We start from the raw sequence: 15,660 nt of genomic DNA on the forward strand, positions 1-15,660 counted from the left end.
GACCGCGCACCGGCCCGGCGTCCATACTTGCGGCATGAGTTCTCCGCCGGAAGGATCCCAGCCCGAACGACCTCCAGGAGAACCAGAACCGGAGGAAACGAAGCCCGTTCCGGCGCGCCCCGCCAGGCCCGACCGGACCCTGCTGGCCATCATGGTCGCGATCGCGGTGATTGTGATCGTTGCCCTGGCTGTCGTCCTGACCCGCGGAGAACCGGCGCCGCTGGCCGAGTCGACGCCCGCCGGCGTCGTGCAGCGCTATGCCGCCGCTGTCATTGCCGGGGATGAGGCGGCCGCGTCCGCCTACTTGACCCCGGCCGCCCGGAGCAAGTGCAACAACGAGGCCCGTCCGCCCGCGCAGAACCTGCGTGTCACGCTGGTCTCCACCACCGAGCGGCCGGAGTCAGCGGACGTGCGGGTGCTCATCACCGTGTCCGAGCCGGGCGGGCCGTTCGGCAGTGCTGAATACCAGGTGGAGGACGTCTTTGACCTCGTTCGGTCGGGGAACGGCTGGCAGATCGACAACGCACCCTGGCAGCTGACGGTGTGTCCCGGTCAGGTGAAGCAATGAGCGCCCAACGGACGGTGCGCCGGCTGATCACCTACGCGCTGCTGTTCGCGCTGGTGGTGATCGCCGCCGTCGGGCTTGGCGGACTGCTGGGCCGCCTGTTCGTGACGGGAACGGAACTGGCCGTGGACGATGTCGCGGGGCTGGCGCGCTCGCTGGCCTTCGCCCTGATCGGCGGCCCGCTCGCGGCCGTCTTGTGGTGGGTGGTCTGGCGGCGGCTCGAGGACCCGGAGGAACGGTCCGCCGTCGGGTGGGGCCTCTATGTGACCGGCGCCTACCTGGTTGCCCTGCTGATCGCGTCCACCAATCTGATCAACACGCTGTCCTCGCTGATCGGCGGCCCGGGCCAGGAGTGGCGGCTGTCGCTGGCCACGGGACTGGTGTGGGCGGCGGTCTGGGTCTGGCACCGGTGGATGTGGCGCCATCCCCGGAAGGGTCCGGCCGAGCTGGCCGAGGTCCCCACGGTGCTCGGCTCGGTGCTGGGGCTCGTGCTGGGCGTCGGCGGCGCCGTCTCGGCCCTGTCCACCCTTCTGGATGCCGCCCTGCGGGGCGCCGCGGTTGAGGCATCGGTGGGCAAGCCATGGTGGGTGTCGGCGCTGCAGTCCCTGGTTTGGGCCGTCGGCGGAACCGCCGTCTGGTGGTGGCACTGGAAGCACGACGGCGGCCGGCGGCTGCGCACCGGGCTGGCTGACGTCGCACTCATCACCGTCGGGGTGCTCGGCGCCGGCATCCTCACCCTGGCCGGGTCCGGGGTGGCACTCTTTGTGGCCCTTCGCCTGCTGTTTGACCGTACCGAAGCGCTGGAGCTGTTGCTGGAGCCCCTCGCTCCCGCCGTGGCGGCGGCTGCCATCGGTTGCCTCGTCTGGGTTTACCACCGCAACATCGCGAGCGGGCGCTCGGAAACCACCCTTCAGGGCGGCAGGCTCGTGACCTCCGGCGTCGCGCTGGTCGCGGCGGCGTCGGGGATCGGCGTGATCGTGAATTCGGTCCTGGCCATGACGGCGACGCCGCTGGCCGGCGCCGGGGCGCGGACGCTCCTGCTCGGGGGAATCAGCTCCCTCCTGGTGGGCGGGCCTGTCTGGTGGCTCGCATGGCGTCCGCTGGAGCAGGCGGCGGGGACAGGCACAGCAACCGGCGCCGGACTGAACGCCCGGCGGATCTACCTGGTCGCCGTGTTCGGCCTGAGCGCCGTCGTTGCGGTGGTCACCCTGCTGGTGATCGGGTTCCGGCTGTTCGAGTTCTTCCTGAGCGATGTCAGCGGCGGAAGCCTCATAGACCGGATCCGCGCCCCGCTGGGGCTCCTGGTCGCCACCGGGCTCGTGTTCGGCTACCACTTCGCGGTATGGAGGCAGGACCGGGCCGTCCTCGCCACGGTCGGTCCGGTCCGTCCGCGAACGATCGGCCACGTGATCCTGGTGGCCGGACCGGATTCCGCGGCCTTGCGCCGCGTCATCAGCGAGGTCACGGGGGCAGCGGTCACCGTCTGGACGCGGGCGGACGCCAGGGCTGCTGACCTGACCGGCGTGCCTGCACTTCCCGGCGGCCCGCCCGGGCCACTCCAGGAGGCCGGCGCGGCGCAGGAAGAGCAGCTGGCGGCGGCACTGCACGGCGTGTCAGCGGCCCGGGTTCTGGTGGTTGCGGATCAGCACGGGGGGATCGACGTCATCCCGTTGCAAGGCTGACCGTCTGTCCTGCGTCAGGTGGGGCCGGCCACGCCCTAGGATGGCGGCATGTCTACCTTTGAAGTTACGCGCAGCGCAGTCATTCCCGCACCGGCAGAGGACATCTTTCCGCTGGTCGACGACTTCCACGAATGGACCAAGTGGTCGCCGTGGGAGTCTGTTGACCCTGCCATGGAGCGCAGCTATTCCGGCGTCGAATCCGGCGTCGGCGCCAAGTACGCCTGGAGCGGCAACCGGAAGGCCGGCTCCGGCACCATGGAGATCGTGGACGCCGCCGCGCCACGCAGCATCAAGATCCGCTTGGAGTTCACCAAGCCCTTCAAGGCCGTCAACCCCACCACGTTCACTTTCACGCCGTCGGGCAGCGGCACTCAGGTCACGTGGACCATGACCGGGGAGAACAAGGGCATCGGCAAGGTCTTCGCCCTCTTCATGAACATGGACAAGATGGTTGGTGCAGACTTCGAGAAGGGGCTCGCCGCGCTCGCCACGGCTGCCGCACAGCCAAAGGCCTGAGCAGGGAAGCCCCGCCCGGTGACGTTGCCCCGCCGCCGGGGCAGTTCAGGACCCGGTGGTCGGGACCAGTTCGGGGTGATGGATCCGGGCGACCTCCGGGTGTGCGCGCAGCCAGCCCTTGAGCACGTTGGCGCCGTAGGATGCGAGCATCGGGTTGTCCGGGTCATCGGTGATCCCCCGGGACCGGGCCGCGAGCGCGGGCGGGAGGGGCACCGGATCTATGACGGCGTCGAGCCGGGGCGACCAGAAGAACGGGACCGTGTAGCGGTCGACGCCGGGCGGGGGCGCCTCGACGCGGTGGATGGTGGCCGCCAGGTAGCCCTGGGTCGCGACTTCGAGCATTTCTCCGAGGTTGACCACCAGGGCCCCCTGAACCGGCTCCACCGGAATCCAGTTGTCGCTGCCCGGCGGGAGCACCTGCAGGCCGCCGACCTCGTCCTGAAGCAGCAAGGTGACGAAGCCGTAGTCCGCATGGGCGCCGACCCCCTGGGGACCGGCATCGGCGACGACGCCGCCGACATAGTGGACGAGCTTGGCCATCCAGGCCGGCGAGTCCCGGAACGGTTCGTCGAAGTAGTCTTCCGGCAGTTCCAAGGACACGGCGATGGCGCTCAGCAGTTCTGCGCCGATCCGTGACATGCGGTCCGCCCAGGCCATGCACACGCTCCGCAGCTCAGGCAGCGCGCGGTCCGGCATCAGGTTGGGCCCCTGCACCAGCCAATACGGCTGATCCGGCGGGTAGCCCTCGACGGCGGGGCGCTCCGGTCCAAAATCGAGCTGTTCACGGGCGTCCGGCCGCCCGCGGGTGACTTCGTGGCCCAACCGCGTGTAGCCGCGGAAATGCGGTGAGAGCCGGTTGTCCAGTTCCAGCCTGGACTCAAGCGGAAGCTCGAAGAAGCGCCGGGTGACGTCGAAGAGTTCGTCCACCTCGCCGGGAGTGGCCCCGTAGCCCGTGAGCTGGAAGAAGCCCACCCGGTGCGAAGCATCGCGCAAGGCTTCAATAAACGCCGGGTCAAAAGTGCCGTCCCGCCCTCTGGCTGCACTGAGATCCAGCAACGGAATCGAATCCGATGGTGCGTTCATGCTTGCAAACTACCACCACGGCATCCCCTACTGAACGGTAGGCCGGTTCCGGTTGCCCGGACGCCAGCCGAATTGGCGGTGCCGGTTCCCAGCTATTGCCTAGGCTCCTCGCGGGCTTTCTTGATCGCGGTGTGTAAGAGTTCAACAACGAAGGTTGCCAATGCCACGCCGATCGGGTTAACGAGAAAGCCGGAATCCATGCGCCGGAACGCCACGAAAGCTCAACGTCGAATCGCCGCGCGGCTGCTTGTTGCAGCAGTCCTGGTGCTCTCAGCAGCAGCGTGTCAGCCCTCGCCGCCCGGTGGCAGCCCGGGAACGGGATCCGGCACGCCTAGTGCCACGCCGAGTACCGGCGCGTCAGCGGGCACCAGCAGCCCCGGCACCACGTCCGGGGGCTCTGCCTCGGCGCAGGCGGGCTCAAAACCGGGGCATGTGTTCGTGATCAACCTCGAGAACAAGGGCTACAACAAGGTGTGGGGTGCCGGTTCTGAGGCCACCTATCTCTCCCAGACGCTCCGCAGCCAGGGCGTCCTGCTGTCCGAGTACTACGGAATCGCCCACAACTCGAACCCGAACTACCTGGCCCAGATCTCCGGCCAGGCATCGAACGCCATGACCCGCGACGACTGCCCCACGTACGTCGCTTTCAAACAAACGGGGACGGCCGCGCTGGGGCAGGTGGAGGGAACCGGCTGCGTGTATCCGGCATCGGTCCCCACGGTCGCCGGACAGCTCAGCGCCGCCGGCAAGACGTGGAAGGGGTACATGGAGGACATGGGGACGCCATGCCGGCATCCCAAGCTCGGCGCGAAGGACACCAGCCAGGGTGCCAAGGTGGGCGACCAGTACGCGACCCGGCATAATCCGTTCGTGTATTTCGAGTCCATCACCTCGACCCCGGACTGCCAGAGCAACGTGGTGGACTTCAGCCAGCTTGCCGGTGACCTCCAGTCCGTCGACACCACACCCAATTTGGCCTACATCTCGCCGAATCTGTGCAACGACGGCCACGACAGCCCCTGCGTCGATGGCAGCGCCGGCGGGCTGGCGGCCGCTGACAGCTGGCTGAGCCAGCAGGTCCCGGCGATCCTGGACTCCCCGGCGTTCAAACAGGACGGGATGCTGGTCATCACCTTCGATGAAACAGAGGGAAAGACGGTAGGACCGTCAGCCCTGCTGCCGGGCGGGACGGCCGGCGGCAAGATCGGTGCGCTGGTCATCTCGCCGTTCACCAAGGGCGGCACGACGTCGGATCAGGCGTACAACCACTTCAGCCTCCTGGCCAGCATCGAAGACGCCTTCTCGCTGCCGCGGCTCGGTTATGCCGGGGCGCCGGGCCTGAACAGCTTTGGCGCGGACGTCTTCAACGCCGGCTCCTAGCGGCGGCGCCCCGCCCTCGTCGCTGCCACGGCGCCGTTTAGACCCCCGCGTTGTAGACGTCGAGCCCGAAACGGTTCAGTCCCGGGGTTCCCGCATAGCCCAGGTATGGCAGGCCAAAGCTGTCTTCGATACTGGCCAGCAGGCTGTAGTGGTTGTAGGGGGTGGTGGACCACGTTCCACCCTTCGTGAAGGGTGAGATCACGAGGGAGCCGACGCGGCCACCGCCCGGGCCGGTTATGCCAGGCTCGGGGGTGTTGGGCCCGGCGGTTGCGGCGCAGCAGGCAGTGGCGTCGGACTGCGGCCCGTCGGATTCGTCAAACGTGATCACCAGGACGCCGTCCTCCTGGAAGGCCGGGGACGACGTAATGACAGGTACCCATTGCTTCAGCCATTCGTCCGCGCTTGCCAGGCCGCCGGGTTGTCCGTCCACGCAGGGGGTGTCGTGGCCGTCATGACACAGGTTTGGGGTGATCATCGACAGGTTCGCGGTGGTGGCTACCGAGGTGAGGTCCTTCGTCAGGGCGGTGAGGTCGACGTCGTTCTTGGCGCAGTCCGGGGAGCCGGTGATCCCTGCGAAGTAGACAAAGGGGTTGTGGCGGGCCGCGTACTGGTCGCCGACCCTGGCCTTCTGCGTGTCATCCACCGCGCCGAGGGCCGGGTGGCGGCACGGCGTTCCCATGTCTTCCATGTAGCCCTTCCACGTCTTGCCGGCGGCGGTGAGCTGCCCGGCGACGGTGGGCACCGTGTCTGGGAAGACGCAGCCGTCCCCGACGGCCTGGCCTTGGCTGGCCGTTCCTGCTTCCGCGAAGGGAGAGTAGGTCTGGCAATCGGCCTGCATCTGGGGGTTGGGGCCCTGACCGGAAATCTGGGCGACGTAGTTCGGTTGTGAATTGTGAGCCGTGCCGTAGTACTGATTGAGCAGCACGCCCTGGCCGCGCAGCGTCTGCGAGAGATACGGTGCGGCCGACGCCGGGCCCCAAGTCTCGTCGTAGCCCTTGTTTTCGACGTTGATCACGAAGATGTGCTTTGCGCCGGGCAGGTAGCCCTGGCCCGCGGTGGTTGCGGCCGGCGCGGCCGCATTGGCTGGCGTGGCCGCCGTGACGGCCGAAGGGCCGTAGCTGAGCGCCGCGGCGGCCAGCACGAGCAGCGCGGCGGAGGCGAAGCGCTTCAAGGTGCGGCGGCTCGCGCGCCGTTGCCGTGCGGCGCGTGCGGCGGGGGCTGTTTGGGTAGTGCGGTTCACGGGAGATTCCATCCGTCGGCGAGTGCTTTTTCTTTGAGTCCAGACCATTCCTCGGCCGGTGGTGGTCCGACGGGAGTGCAGGCGGGGCCGGCCACGAACGGCGGGACAAAGTATTTGGGAGCGGCCAGGTTTGCCGGCCTGCTGAAGTCCAGGACTTCGGCGATGTTGCGGGCTGCCCGGTCGCGCGGGGTCAAGGGCGGCAGGTTCCATCGCCATTCGATGGCCTTGAGGACCGAGGTGTGGTCGTAGACGTCGTGGGCAACGTACCGGCGTCGTGCGCGGGGTGAGACCACCACGGAGGGAACCCGGAAACCGCGCAGGGCGGTTTCCGGGTTGGTGTCCGGTGCGGTGGCTGGCGCGACGTGGTCGTAGAAGCCGCCCCACTCGTCGTAGTTGATGACCAGCAGGGTGTTCGCCCAGGCCGGCCCGGTCGTGACGGCGTTGTACACCTCTGCGAGGAAGAGCTCGCCGGAGCGGATATCGGCGTGCGGGTGGTCGTCGCCGGAGGTCCCGGAGCCTTCGTCGGTGAACCGCGGGTCCACAAAGGACACCGCGGGCAGGGTCCCTGCGGAGCAGTCGGTGAGGAATTCGGAGTAGTGGTGCGAAATGCCCTGATACTTGGCGCCCCAGAGCGCGGTGAAGGGGATGTCGCCGTAGTAGTACTTGCCGGAAACGCCGGCGGCGGCAAGCCGGTCCCAGATGGTGGGCAGCGTGGACGTCACCGTGGAGTTGTGCAGCCGGTCGGTGGCGGCGGCGTGCTGGTAGAACCGGTTCGGGTAGGTTTCAGCCATGGTCGCCGCGAAATACTGGTCGCAGACCGTCCAGTCCGGACCGGCCTGCCGCCAGAAGTCGAGGTCGGCGGCGTTGTAGTACCCGACGGCGAATTCGTCGTTTTCGCCGGCCCGCAACCAGCCGTTGTTCTTGCCGTTGTTGTACTGGATCCGGCCGCCTTCGTAGGAGTGGTCCGGATCCGGGTGGCCACAGCCTTGGAAGTCTGCCAGGTGGTGCGTGGTGTGCGGAATACCGTAGCGGTCCGTGAAGGTCAGGCCGGCCTGGGCGCCGTCAGCTCCGGGGAGCCAGCCCAGGAAGTGGTCAAAGGAACGGTTTTCCATCATCACGACGATGATGTGGTCGATGCCCGATGCGGCGGCCGGGGGCAGGACGGCCGTGGCGGCCTCCGCCGCGCGCCAGCTGGTGCCGGCAGCTAGCGCGGTAGCCGTGGCCGTTCCGGCAGTGGTCAGGAACGTGCGTCTGGAGAAGTTCACGCCCAGCAGTAGATCACGGCAAGATTACGATAAGCCTGCTTTCGATACCCGGTTCACCGTTTGTTCACCCGGTGTTCTTGACCGCGGGATGGCCCGCTACGGAGCGGCGGGTCCCGAACCGTTTCCGGACGCCTCCTGGCCGTATTCGGCCGTGATCAGGATGGGAAGGTGGTCCGAGGCGCCGCGGGGCAGTGTCTCCACGCTTTCGATCTCCAGCCCCTGGGAAGTGGCGAAGTCGAAGTGGCCCTTGAAGACCTTGTAGCGGGTGTAGGTCCGGCGGTCGCTCATGGTGAGGTCGTAGCCGGCGTCCTTCATCTGCGCTGTGAGGGATTTGGTGAAGAACGGATAGTTGAAGTCACCCACCATCAGTGACATCAGCCCGCCGCCCATGCTGAGCAGCTCGGCGTGGGCGGCATGGATCTGGTTCCGCCGCAACGAGTTCGACGCCGTCAGCGGTGCGGCGTGGAAGGAGGCGATGACGAGCTCGTGGTCGGTCTCGTTGTCCGTGACACGCGTTCCGATGAGCCGCTCATGCGCGGGTGCCAGGACGCGGTCGTGGAGGGACTTCTTCAAAGCGAAGGTCTTGGTGTCGTAAGCGGTGAAGCGGTCCTTGCGGTAGTAAATCGCCAGGCCCAGCCGGTTCCCCCGGGTGGCGTCGGCCAGGTGGAGGTTGCCGATGGTGGCCGGCAGGTCCTCGGTATCGCACTCCTGGAGGCACAAAGCGTCAATCTCGAAATCGCGGGCCAGATCGACCAGCTCGCCACTGGCCTTGTGCTTGCGGAGGTTGTAGCTAATGACTCGGATCAGGAGAGCACCCCTTCGGATGATAGTTGCGAACGCTGTGATCGAGTCTACCCAGTCCGGCTGGCCGAACGCTGAATATTGAGCGCATCAGGGACCCCGTGGCCTCCCGGCGAGGCGTTCGGCGATAGGGTGGTCTGGAATTCTCCGATGGAAGCTGCGAAAGGTCGACGTTGACTGCTGAACTGCCTGTTCTGGCCGAGGGCGATTTCTACTATGAGGCGCTGGGGGACGGGCGTTTCCGCTCCACAATCCACGCTCAGGGTGCCTGGAACGTGCACGAGCAGCACATGGCCCCGGCATCCGGGATCATGGCCGACTGCCTGGCCAGGCACGAGCCGCGCGAGGACATGCGCATGGCCCGTCTCAGCTACGAAATCCTCGGGCTGATCCCCGGCGGGGACTTCGAGGTGGTGACCTCCACCCTGCGCCCGGGCCGGACCATCGAACTGGTGCAGGCCGAGCTCGTCGCGGGTGGCCGCACGGCCATCCGCGCCACGGCCTGGCGGATGATCACCACGGACACGTCTGCCATCGCGGCTTTCGAGGATCCCCGGATCCCCGCCCCTGAGGACTGCGAACCGTACGACGCCGCGAGCGTGTGGCCCGGCGGCTACATCGCGTCCCTGCACATGCGGATCGCCGAGGGCCACCGGGCGGGGTCCGGGACGGTGTGGCTCCGCACCGTCCATCCGCTGACCGACCGGGCGGACAGCGGCGACCTCGCCCGGCTGATTGGCCTCGTGGACACGGCCAACGGCATTGCCGCCCGGGTCCCGCCGGGCAAGGGCAGCTACGCCTTCCCCAACCTGGACCTGCAGATCCACATGTACCGGCAGCCGGAGGGGGAGTGGCTGGGGCTGGATAACGAAGTATCGTTCGGCACCGACGGGATCGGGCTGACCTCCACGGTGCTGCATGACCTCACCGGACCGTTCGGCCGCGCCGAACAGATCCTGACGCTGCGAAAGTCCTAGTTCGTCCGGGAGATTCCTAGTTCGTGTGGAAGACGACCCAGCCGGCCAGCGTGGCCAGGCCCGTCAACGCCGCACCCCAGAGGATGTCGACCACGATCAGCTGCCACGGCCAGGTCTTGAGGGTGGCGGCATTGGTCAGATCGTAGGTGGCGTAGCCAAACACGCCCAGGGCGGCACCGTAGCCGACGGCGGAGAGCCAGCTGCCGCCGTCGAGCGCGGGCCGCAGGGCAAAGAACACGATCCCGGCAATGTAGATCACGTAGAACACCACCGCGTACCCTAGATTGGGCTTGTCGGCCAGCAGGCCACCAATCTGGCGGCGGTAGAACGGGTTCATCGTCTTGAGCCAGATGGCGTCGATGATGGCGAACGCGGCGGCTACGACGAGGAATTGCAGGATGACCATAAGGGAGCATAACAACATGCCGCAGGCGCCAGCCGGACCCCGGACACTGTCGGTGGTGCGGCAGGAGGAATCGCTCGGCGCCGCCGCCGACCTCGACTTCGCGCTCGGGCTCCTCCAGAAGGTCAAGACCGGTGCGCTGGGTCCCACCCTCCGGCTCTACCGGCCCGTTCCCACGGTCGCCTTCGGGCAGCGCGACACGCACCTGACCGGCTTCGAGGCCGCCGCCGCCGCCTGCCGCGAACACGGCTTCGAGCCTCTGGTCCGCAAGGCCGGCGGCCGCGCCGCCGCGTACCACCAAGGAACGCTGGTCATCGACCACCTGGAACCCGATACCGACGCGATCGCCGGGGCCAAAGGCCGGTTTTCGCTGTTTGGCGAACTGCTCGCCCGGGCGCTGCGCGACGCCGGCGTGGACGCCGGCGTCGGAGAGATCCCGGGCGAATACTGCCCCGGCGAGTTCAGCGTGCACGGCCGGGACCCGCAGGTCCCGGAACACCTCATCAAACTCGTGGGCACCGCCCAGCGGGTGGTCGCCGGCGGCTGGCTCTTCAGCTCCGTGATCGTGGTGGAGAATTCCGCCCCGATCCGCTCAGTCCTGGAGGCCAGCTACGCCGCGCTCGGCCTGGAATGGAACCCGGCGACGGCGGGCGCCGCCGACGACCTCGTGCCGGGCCTCGACGTCAACGCCGTCGAAGCCGCCGTGGTTGCCGCCTACGGCCGCTACGCCGCGCTCAGTGATGCGGAGTTCTCGAGCCTGCGCTAGGCGCGGTCCTCAACCGGACCGGGGAGCAACAGGTGGGAGCAGGCCGCCCAGGTTGCGGTACTTCGCCAGCCGCCGGGGGAGTAGCTCGGCGATTCCTGCACTGGCGAGGGTACCGAGTTCGTGCTCGATGGCCTGGCCCAGCCGCCGGCAGAAGGCCTTCGGTTCGTCGGCGGCGTCGGGGCATTCATCCACGATGTGCTCCACGAGTCCGTTGGCGTGCAGCGATGCCACGTTGACACCCTGGGCTTCCGACATGGCCGGCGCGCAGCCGGTGCTCCGGTGGACGATGGCGCTGGCGCCCTCGGGCGGGAGGGGAGACAACCAGGCATGCTGGGCCGCGATGGTCCGGTCCGCGGGCAGGAGGGCCAGTGCGCCGCCGCCGGCACCCTGGCCGAGCAGGACCGACACCGTGGGCGCGTTCAGTCCGATGAGGTCATGCAAGGAACGGGCGATCTCGCCGGCCAGGCCGCCTTCCTCGGCCTCCGGTGACAGCGCCGCGCCGGCGGTGTCGATCACGGTGACAAGAGGCAGCCCGAGTTCTTCGGCCAGGCGCATGCCGCGCCGGGCCTCGCGGAGGGACGCCGGGCCCATCGCCGTCTGCCGGGAAGGCCGGGGCCGGGTGTGGCCGATGACCACACAGGATTGATGGCCGAAGCGGGCCAGCGCGAGCTGAAGGCCGGGGTCCTTTTCGCCCTGGCCCGTGCCGTTGAGAGGCAAGACGTCCCGGGCGCCGTGCGCGAGTAGTTGGCGCACATCCGGCCGGCGGGGATTGCGGGAGATCCTGATCGATTGCCAGGCGCCGGCGTCGGACGGCTTCACCGACAGCGTCGCGGGAGGCACCACCCGCGGGTGCGGGCCGGCAGACACAATGCTCAAGGCGCGGTCGACGACGTCGGGCAGTTGCCCGGGCGGGACCACCGCGTCGATCAGACCTTGGTCGAAGAGGTTTTCGGCCCTCTGGACGCCCTCCGGGAACGGTTCGCCGCGCAGGGCCTCGTAGACCCGTGGTCCAAGGAAGCCGAGCAGGGCTCCGGGCTCGGCGGCCGTGATGTGGCCAAGGGATCCCCAGGACGCCATGACGCCACCGGTGGTGGGATGCCGCAGGTAGACCAAGTAGGGCAGCCCCGCCTGCCGGTGGGCGCGGACGGCCGCGCTGATCTTCACCATGGACAGGAACGCGATGGTCCCTTCTTGCATGCGGGTGCCGCCGGACGCCGGGCCCGCGAGGAGAGGAAGGCCTTCGCGGGTGGCCCGTTCGACGGCGTTGACGATCCGTTGCGCCGCGGCGAGGCCGATGGAGCCCGCGAGGAACCGGAATTCGCTGACGATGACGGCGACCCGGCGCCCGCGGATGAGGCCCTCGCCGGTGAGGACGGATTCGTCCACTCCGGTCTTGGCCCGGGCGGCGGCGAGTTCCTGCCGGTACTCCGGCCCGGGATCGGGGTCCACGACCGGCGCGTCCCAGCTCCGATAGGAACCCGGGTCGAGGACCGCGGCGAGGAGTTCGGCGGCGTCCAGGTGCCGGACTTTCTGTTGGGTCAGCATGCCGGGTGACCTTCCTGTGCCGTGCCGGATTCTGTGGCCGTGCCGCCACTGCTCGGCGGCACCAGCCCAAGCCATGTACGGATCCGTTCACCGTCCTGGCCCAGCAGCGGCGGTGCAGTGTGGGCCTTCAGGGTGGTTTCGGTAGTGTCGGCGGGGCCGAAGAACCGCAGCGGGGGACCGGGCAGGCTCACTGTGCCGAGGACTTTGTGTTCGACGTCGATCACGAGCCCCTGCGAGCGAACCTGGTCCCATTCGTAGACCTCGTCCAGGGTTCTGACCTTGCCGGCCGGGATGCCGGCGGCGTTGAGTTTGGCGAGCAGCGGCTCGGCGTCGTAATCGGAGAACATGCGCTCCACTTCCTCGATGACTTTCTCGCGGTTGCGAACGCGGTCCGCGTTGGTGGCGAACTCCGGCCGCGCGGCGTCGATCCCGAACTCGGCAGCGAACGTGCGCCAGAGTTTTTCGCTGCCCACGCTGATCTGGACCCGGCCCTGCCGGCAGTGGAACAGGCCGTAGGGGGCGATGGAGGGGTGGTGGTTGCCCTGGGCCCTGGGAACCTCGCCGGCCACGGTGGACCTGGTGCCCTGGAAGGCGTGGACCCCGATCAGCGCCGCCAGCAGCGAGGTGCGGACGATCTGGCCCTGGCCGGTGCGTTCGCGCTGCAGCAGCGCGGCCAGGGTGCCGAACGCCCCGTACATGCCGGCGAGGAGGTCTGCGATGGGGACCCCGACGCGCTGCGGATCGTCCGGCCCGGACCCGGTCAGCGACATCAGCCCGGCCTCGCCCTGCAGGATCTGGTCGTAGCCGCTGCGCCGGGATTCCGGGCCGTCGTGCCCGAACCCGGTGATAGACAGGACCACCAGCGCCGGATTCAGGGCATGCATCTCCGCAGCGGAGAACCCGAGCCGGTCCAGGACGCCGGGACGGAAGTTCTCGATGACAACATCGGCGCGCTCCAGCAGTTCACGCAGGACTGACCGGCCGTCGTCGCTCTTCAAATCCAGGGCAATGGACTCCTTGTTGCGGTTGCAGGACAGGAAGTACGTGGCCTGGGGATCGTCCTCGGGGCCCACGAACGGCGGGCCCCAGCCGCGGGTGTCGTCTCCGGTGCCGGGGTTTTCCACCTTGATCACCCGCGCGCCGAGATCTGCCAGCATCATGCCGGCGTGCGGGCCGGCGAGGGCGCGGCTCAGGTCCACCACGAGATAACCGGTCAGGGGACCGTGGTCGCGCGGCATGGGTTCAGAAGTCATGAGGTGGGCTCCGGATCTGGCGATGATTAGATTACTGGCTTAGTGGCCTAGCCTCCTAGACACTAGGTGTCTTTGTCAATAGTTCTCCGGTACTCTTAGAAGTCAGGACAGGCTGGAAGGACGCGCATGGCAAAGCAGGCAGCAACGCATCAGATATCCCGCGTTTCACGGCCGCGGCTCTACGAACAGCTGGTGGAGCAGATCATGGATTTCATCGAGGCCGCCCAGCTGGGTCCTGGCGACACGCTGCCTGCCGAGCGGGACCTTGCCGAGCGGCTGGGGGTTTCGCGGGCAACGCTGGCGCAGGCCCTCGTGGCCCTGGAAGTGCTCGGCGTGATCGACGTCCAGCACGGCACAGGTGCAGTGCTGGTCTACCGGCCCAACGTTCCTTCGGTGATCAAGGGCCTCCGCGAGCACCGCAGCCGGCTGCCCGAGATCGTTGAGGCGCGCAGCACGCTCGAGGTCAAGCTGGCCGAGCTGGCCGCGGCACGGCGCACCGGGCAGGATATGAAGGCCATCGATCAGGCCCTCGACGCCATGGCGGAAGAAGTCGCCACCGGAGACCGCGGTGCACGCGGCGACGAGCTCTTTCACCAGGCGGTGACCGCCGCCGCGCATTCGGCCGTGCTGGCCCAATTGATGACATTCATTGCCGGAATGGTCCTGGAAACGCGCCTCGAATCGCTTGGACAGCCCGGCCGTCCGGAGCAGTCGCTCGCCTCCCACCGCAAGATTGCCGATGCGATCAGGTCCCAGGATTCGGCCGCCGCCGCGGCGGCAATGCTGGAGCACATTGACCTTGTCTCCGATGTGGCCCTGCTGAAACACGGCTGAACCGGTATGACTGCGGACCATTCTTTCGCACCGCCGTGCGGTCCCGTTACCGGATGGCGCGACGGCTCCGTCGTGCGTGCCACCGGCATTCCGTACGCCACCGCGGGCCGTTTTCAGCCGCCGGCGCCGGCCTCCGACTGGACGGACGTGCTCACGGCAACGTCCCTGTCCCCGGCATGCCCGCAGGCCCCGGTGCCCTTCCTGGACGACGTGCTGGGCACCCGCTACGGCGAACTCCCCGGCGACGAGCATTGCCAGCACCTGTCGATCACCCTGCCCGCCGACGTCGGGGACGGCGAACGGCTGCCGGTCATGGTGTGGCTGCACGGCGGGTCCTACACGTCCGGCTCGGGGGACCTGGCGATTTTCGACCCGGCCGTGCTGGTTGCCGAAACCCGCGTCATCGTCGTCTCGGTGACCTACCGGCTGGGCATCTTCGGATATTTGTCTACCAGCACCGGCCGGCCGGCCAATCTGGGCCTGCTGGACCAGATCGAGGCGTTCCGCTGGGTCCAGCGCAACATCACATCCTTTGGAGGCGATCCGGGCAGGGTCACCGCCTTCGGGCAGTCGGCCGGCGGCGACGCCGTCGCACACCTCATGGCGACGCCGGACGCGGCGTCTCTCTTCCAGCGGGCCATCATCCAAAGCGCACCTTTGGGGATTACCCGCGGGCGGGAAAAGATGAGCGCCGCCATGGGCGCCGCCGCGGAAGCCGTCACCGACGCCACCCCGGCGATGGAGGTCGTCGCCCTCGAGGAGGATGTGGCCCGGGCTGCCAGCAAATTCGGGCTCATGGCTGCCATGCCGTTCGGAACCCAGTACGGGCACGCGCCCCTGCCGAAGGCGTCCGAGGTTGACCAGGCCTGGAATGCTGCCGCGCCGGGGATCGACATCCTCATTGGCCACACGGCGGAGGAGGCCCGGCTGTTCCTGCCCCAAAGCCCACGCCTCAGCCGGGTGGCGCGGCTTCCCGTCGTCGGTGGCGCCGTGCTCAAGGCCGTCACGTGGGTGGTCACCGAAGTGGTCTACGGCAAGTCAGCCAGACAGTTTGCCAGGCGGCATGTGCGCGCCGGCGGACGGGCCCACAGCTACGTACTGTCCTGGCGGGCACCCGGCAATATTTACGGCGCCGCACACACGGTTGACCTGCCGCTGCTGTTCGGCCACCAGCGGACATGGGAGTCCGCCGGACTCCTGGCCGGTGCGACCTGGGACGAGGTCAACGCCCACGGCCGGGCGATGCGGGCACTCTGGGCAAAATTCGCGTACGGGGAGAGCCTGGGAACCCGGGGAGAGATTCCCGGCGCGCTCCGGTACCGCGCCGTCCGAACGTAGTCCGGGCGCTGA

The 15,660-nt window shown here is 68.3% G+C and carries 15 protein-coding genes; 8 read left to right on the forward strand and 7 right to left on the reverse strand.

The window, feature by feature from the left end; translation table 11 throughout:
* Positions 1–34: 34 nt before the first annotated feature.
* Genes ABD243_RS17010 through ABD243_RS17020 form a run of 3 tightly spaced genes read left to right on the forward strand, consistent with a single transcriptional unit; the run spans position 35 to position 2,763 of the window.
* On the forward strand, positions 35–568 hold the full coding sequence (locus ABD243_RS17010; protein ID WP_344367566.1) for an LpqB family beta-propeller domain-containing protein: 534 nt from the start codon (positions 35–37) through the stop codon (positions 566–568).
* Positions 565–2,247: a DUF5671 domain-containing protein gene (locus ABD243_RS17015; RefSeq protein WP_344367567.1), complete on the forward strand. Its 1,683-nt coding sequence runs from the start codon at positions 565–567 to the stop codon at positions 2,245–2,247. The genes ABD243_RS17010 and ABD243_RS17015 overlap by 4 nt, the downstream gene beginning before the upstream one ends.
* 48 nt (positions 2,248–2,295) lie before the next feature.
* Positions 2,296–2,763: an SRPBCC family protein gene (locus ABD243_RS17020; RefSeq protein ID WP_116768291.1), complete on the forward strand. Its 468-nt coding sequence runs from the start codon at positions 2,296–2,298 to the stop codon at positions 2,761–2,763.
* A 45-nt stretch (positions 2,764–2,808) separates the two neighbouring features.
* Here the strand turns inward: ABD243_RS17020 and ABD243_RS17025 are convergent, their stop codons facing one another.
* On the reverse strand, positions 2,809–3,846 hold the full coding sequence (locus ABD243_RS17025) for an isopenicillin N synthase family dioxygenase (protein ID WP_344367568.1): 1,038 nt from the start codon (positions 3,844–3,846) through the stop codon (positions 2,809–2,811).
* 438 nt (positions 3,847–4,284) lie between these two features.
* Here ABD243_RS17025 and ABD243_RS17030 point away from each other — a divergent pair, with 438 nt between their 5' ends.
* Entirely contained in the window at positions 4,285–5,226 is a 942-nt protein-coding gene (locus tag ABD243_RS17030) for an alkaline phosphatase family protein (RefSeq protein WP_237563547.1), read from the forward strand.
* Between the two features lie 37 nt (positions 5,227–5,263).
* On the opposite strand, the gene ABD243_RS17035 is transcribed toward ABD243_RS17030, so the two are convergent.
* The 3 genes from ABD243_RS17035 to ABD243_RS17045 all read right to left on the reverse strand — a co-directional run bounded on the left by ABD243_RS17035 (position 5,264) and on the right by ABD243_RS17045 (position 8,535).
* Complete coding sequence (locus ABD243_RS17035) at positions 5,264–6,466, reverse strand: alkaline phosphatase family protein (protein WP_344367569.1); 1,203 nt, start codon at positions 6,464–6,466, stop codon at positions 5,264–5,266.
* Positions 6,463–7,731: an alkaline phosphatase family protein gene (locus tag ABD243_RS17040; protein WP_344367570.1), complete on the reverse strand. Its 1,269-nt coding sequence runs from the start codon at positions 7,729–7,731 to the stop codon at positions 6,463–6,465. The genes ABD243_RS17035 and ABD243_RS17040 overlap by 4 nt, the downstream gene beginning before the upstream one ends.
* A 96-nt stretch (positions 7,732–7,827) precedes the next feature.
* Positions 7,828–8,535 carry an endonuclease/exonuclease/phosphatase family protein gene (locus tag ABD243_RS17045; RefSeq protein WP_116768287.1) on the reverse strand — a complete coding sequence of 236 codons (708 nt, stop codon included), beginning with the start codon at positions 8,533–8,535 and terminating at the stop codon, positions 7,828–7,830.
* A gap of 170 nt (positions 8,536–8,705) precedes the next feature.
* Here ABD243_RS17045 and ABD243_RS17050 point away from each other — a divergent pair, with 170 nt between their 5' ends.
* Positions 8,706–9,509, forward strand: coding sequence for a thioesterase family protein (locus ABD243_RS17050; protein WP_344367571.1), 804 nt, complete (start codon positions 8,706–8,708; stop codon positions 9,507–9,509).
* A 16-nt stretch (positions 9,510–9,525) separates the two neighbouring features.
* Here ABD243_RS17050 and ABD243_RS17055 read toward each other — a convergent pair whose 3' ends face one another.
* On the reverse strand, positions 9,526–9,915 hold the full coding sequence (locus tag ABD243_RS17055; protein WP_344367572.1) for a DUF2177 family protein: 390 nt from the start codon (positions 9,913–9,915) through the stop codon (positions 9,526–9,528).
* Positions 9,916–9,931: 16 nt separating this feature from the next.
* Between ABD243_RS17055 and ABD243_RS17060 the strand changes: the two genes are divergently transcribed.
* Positions 9,932–10,678 carry a lipoate--protein ligase family protein gene (locus ABD243_RS17060; protein ID WP_344367573.1) on the forward strand — a complete coding sequence of 249 codons (747 nt, stop codon included), beginning with the start codon at positions 9,932–9,934 and terminating at the stop codon, positions 10,676–10,678.
* A gap of 9 nt (positions 10,679–10,687) precedes the next feature.
* On the opposite strand, the gene ABD243_RS17065 is transcribed toward ABD243_RS17060, so the two are convergent.
* Together ABD243_RS17065 and ABD243_RS17070 are read right to left on the reverse strand one after the other, a co-directional pair.
* Positions 10,688–12,223: a carboxyl transferase domain-containing protein gene (locus ABD243_RS17065; protein WP_344367574.1), complete on the reverse strand. Its 1,536-nt coding sequence runs from the start codon at positions 12,221–12,223 to the stop codon at positions 10,688–10,690.
* The gene (locus ABD243_RS17070) at positions 12,217–13,476 is read right to left on the reverse strand and encodes a CaiB/BaiF CoA transferase family protein (RefSeq protein WP_344367575.1); all 1,260 of its coding nucleotides are present in this window, start codon (positions 13,474–13,476) and stop codon (positions 12,217–12,219) included. The genes ABD243_RS17065 and ABD243_RS17070 overlap by 7 nt, the downstream gene beginning before the upstream one ends.
* 126 nt (positions 13,477–13,602) lie before the next feature.
* Here ABD243_RS17070 and ABD243_RS17075 point away from each other — a divergent pair, with 126 nt between their 5' ends.
* Positions 13,603–14,310: a FadR/GntR family transcriptional regulator gene (locus ABD243_RS17075; protein WP_344367576.1), complete on the forward strand. Its 708-nt coding sequence runs from the start codon at positions 13,603–13,605 to the stop codon at positions 14,308–14,310.
* A 6-nt stretch (positions 14,311–14,316) separates the two neighbouring features.
* Positions 14,317–15,648: a carboxylesterase family protein gene (locus tag ABD243_RS17080; protein ID WP_344367577.1), complete on the forward strand. Its 1,332-nt coding sequence runs from the start codon at positions 14,317–14,319 to the stop codon at positions 15,646–15,648.
* The last annotated feature ends 12 nt before the right edge of the window (positions 15,649–15,660 follow it).

This window comes from Arthrobacter humicola (assembly GCF_039531445.1).
Classification (GTDB): Bacteria; Actinomycetota; Actinomycetes; order Actinomycetales; family Micrococcaceae; genus Arthrobacter; species Arthrobacter humicola.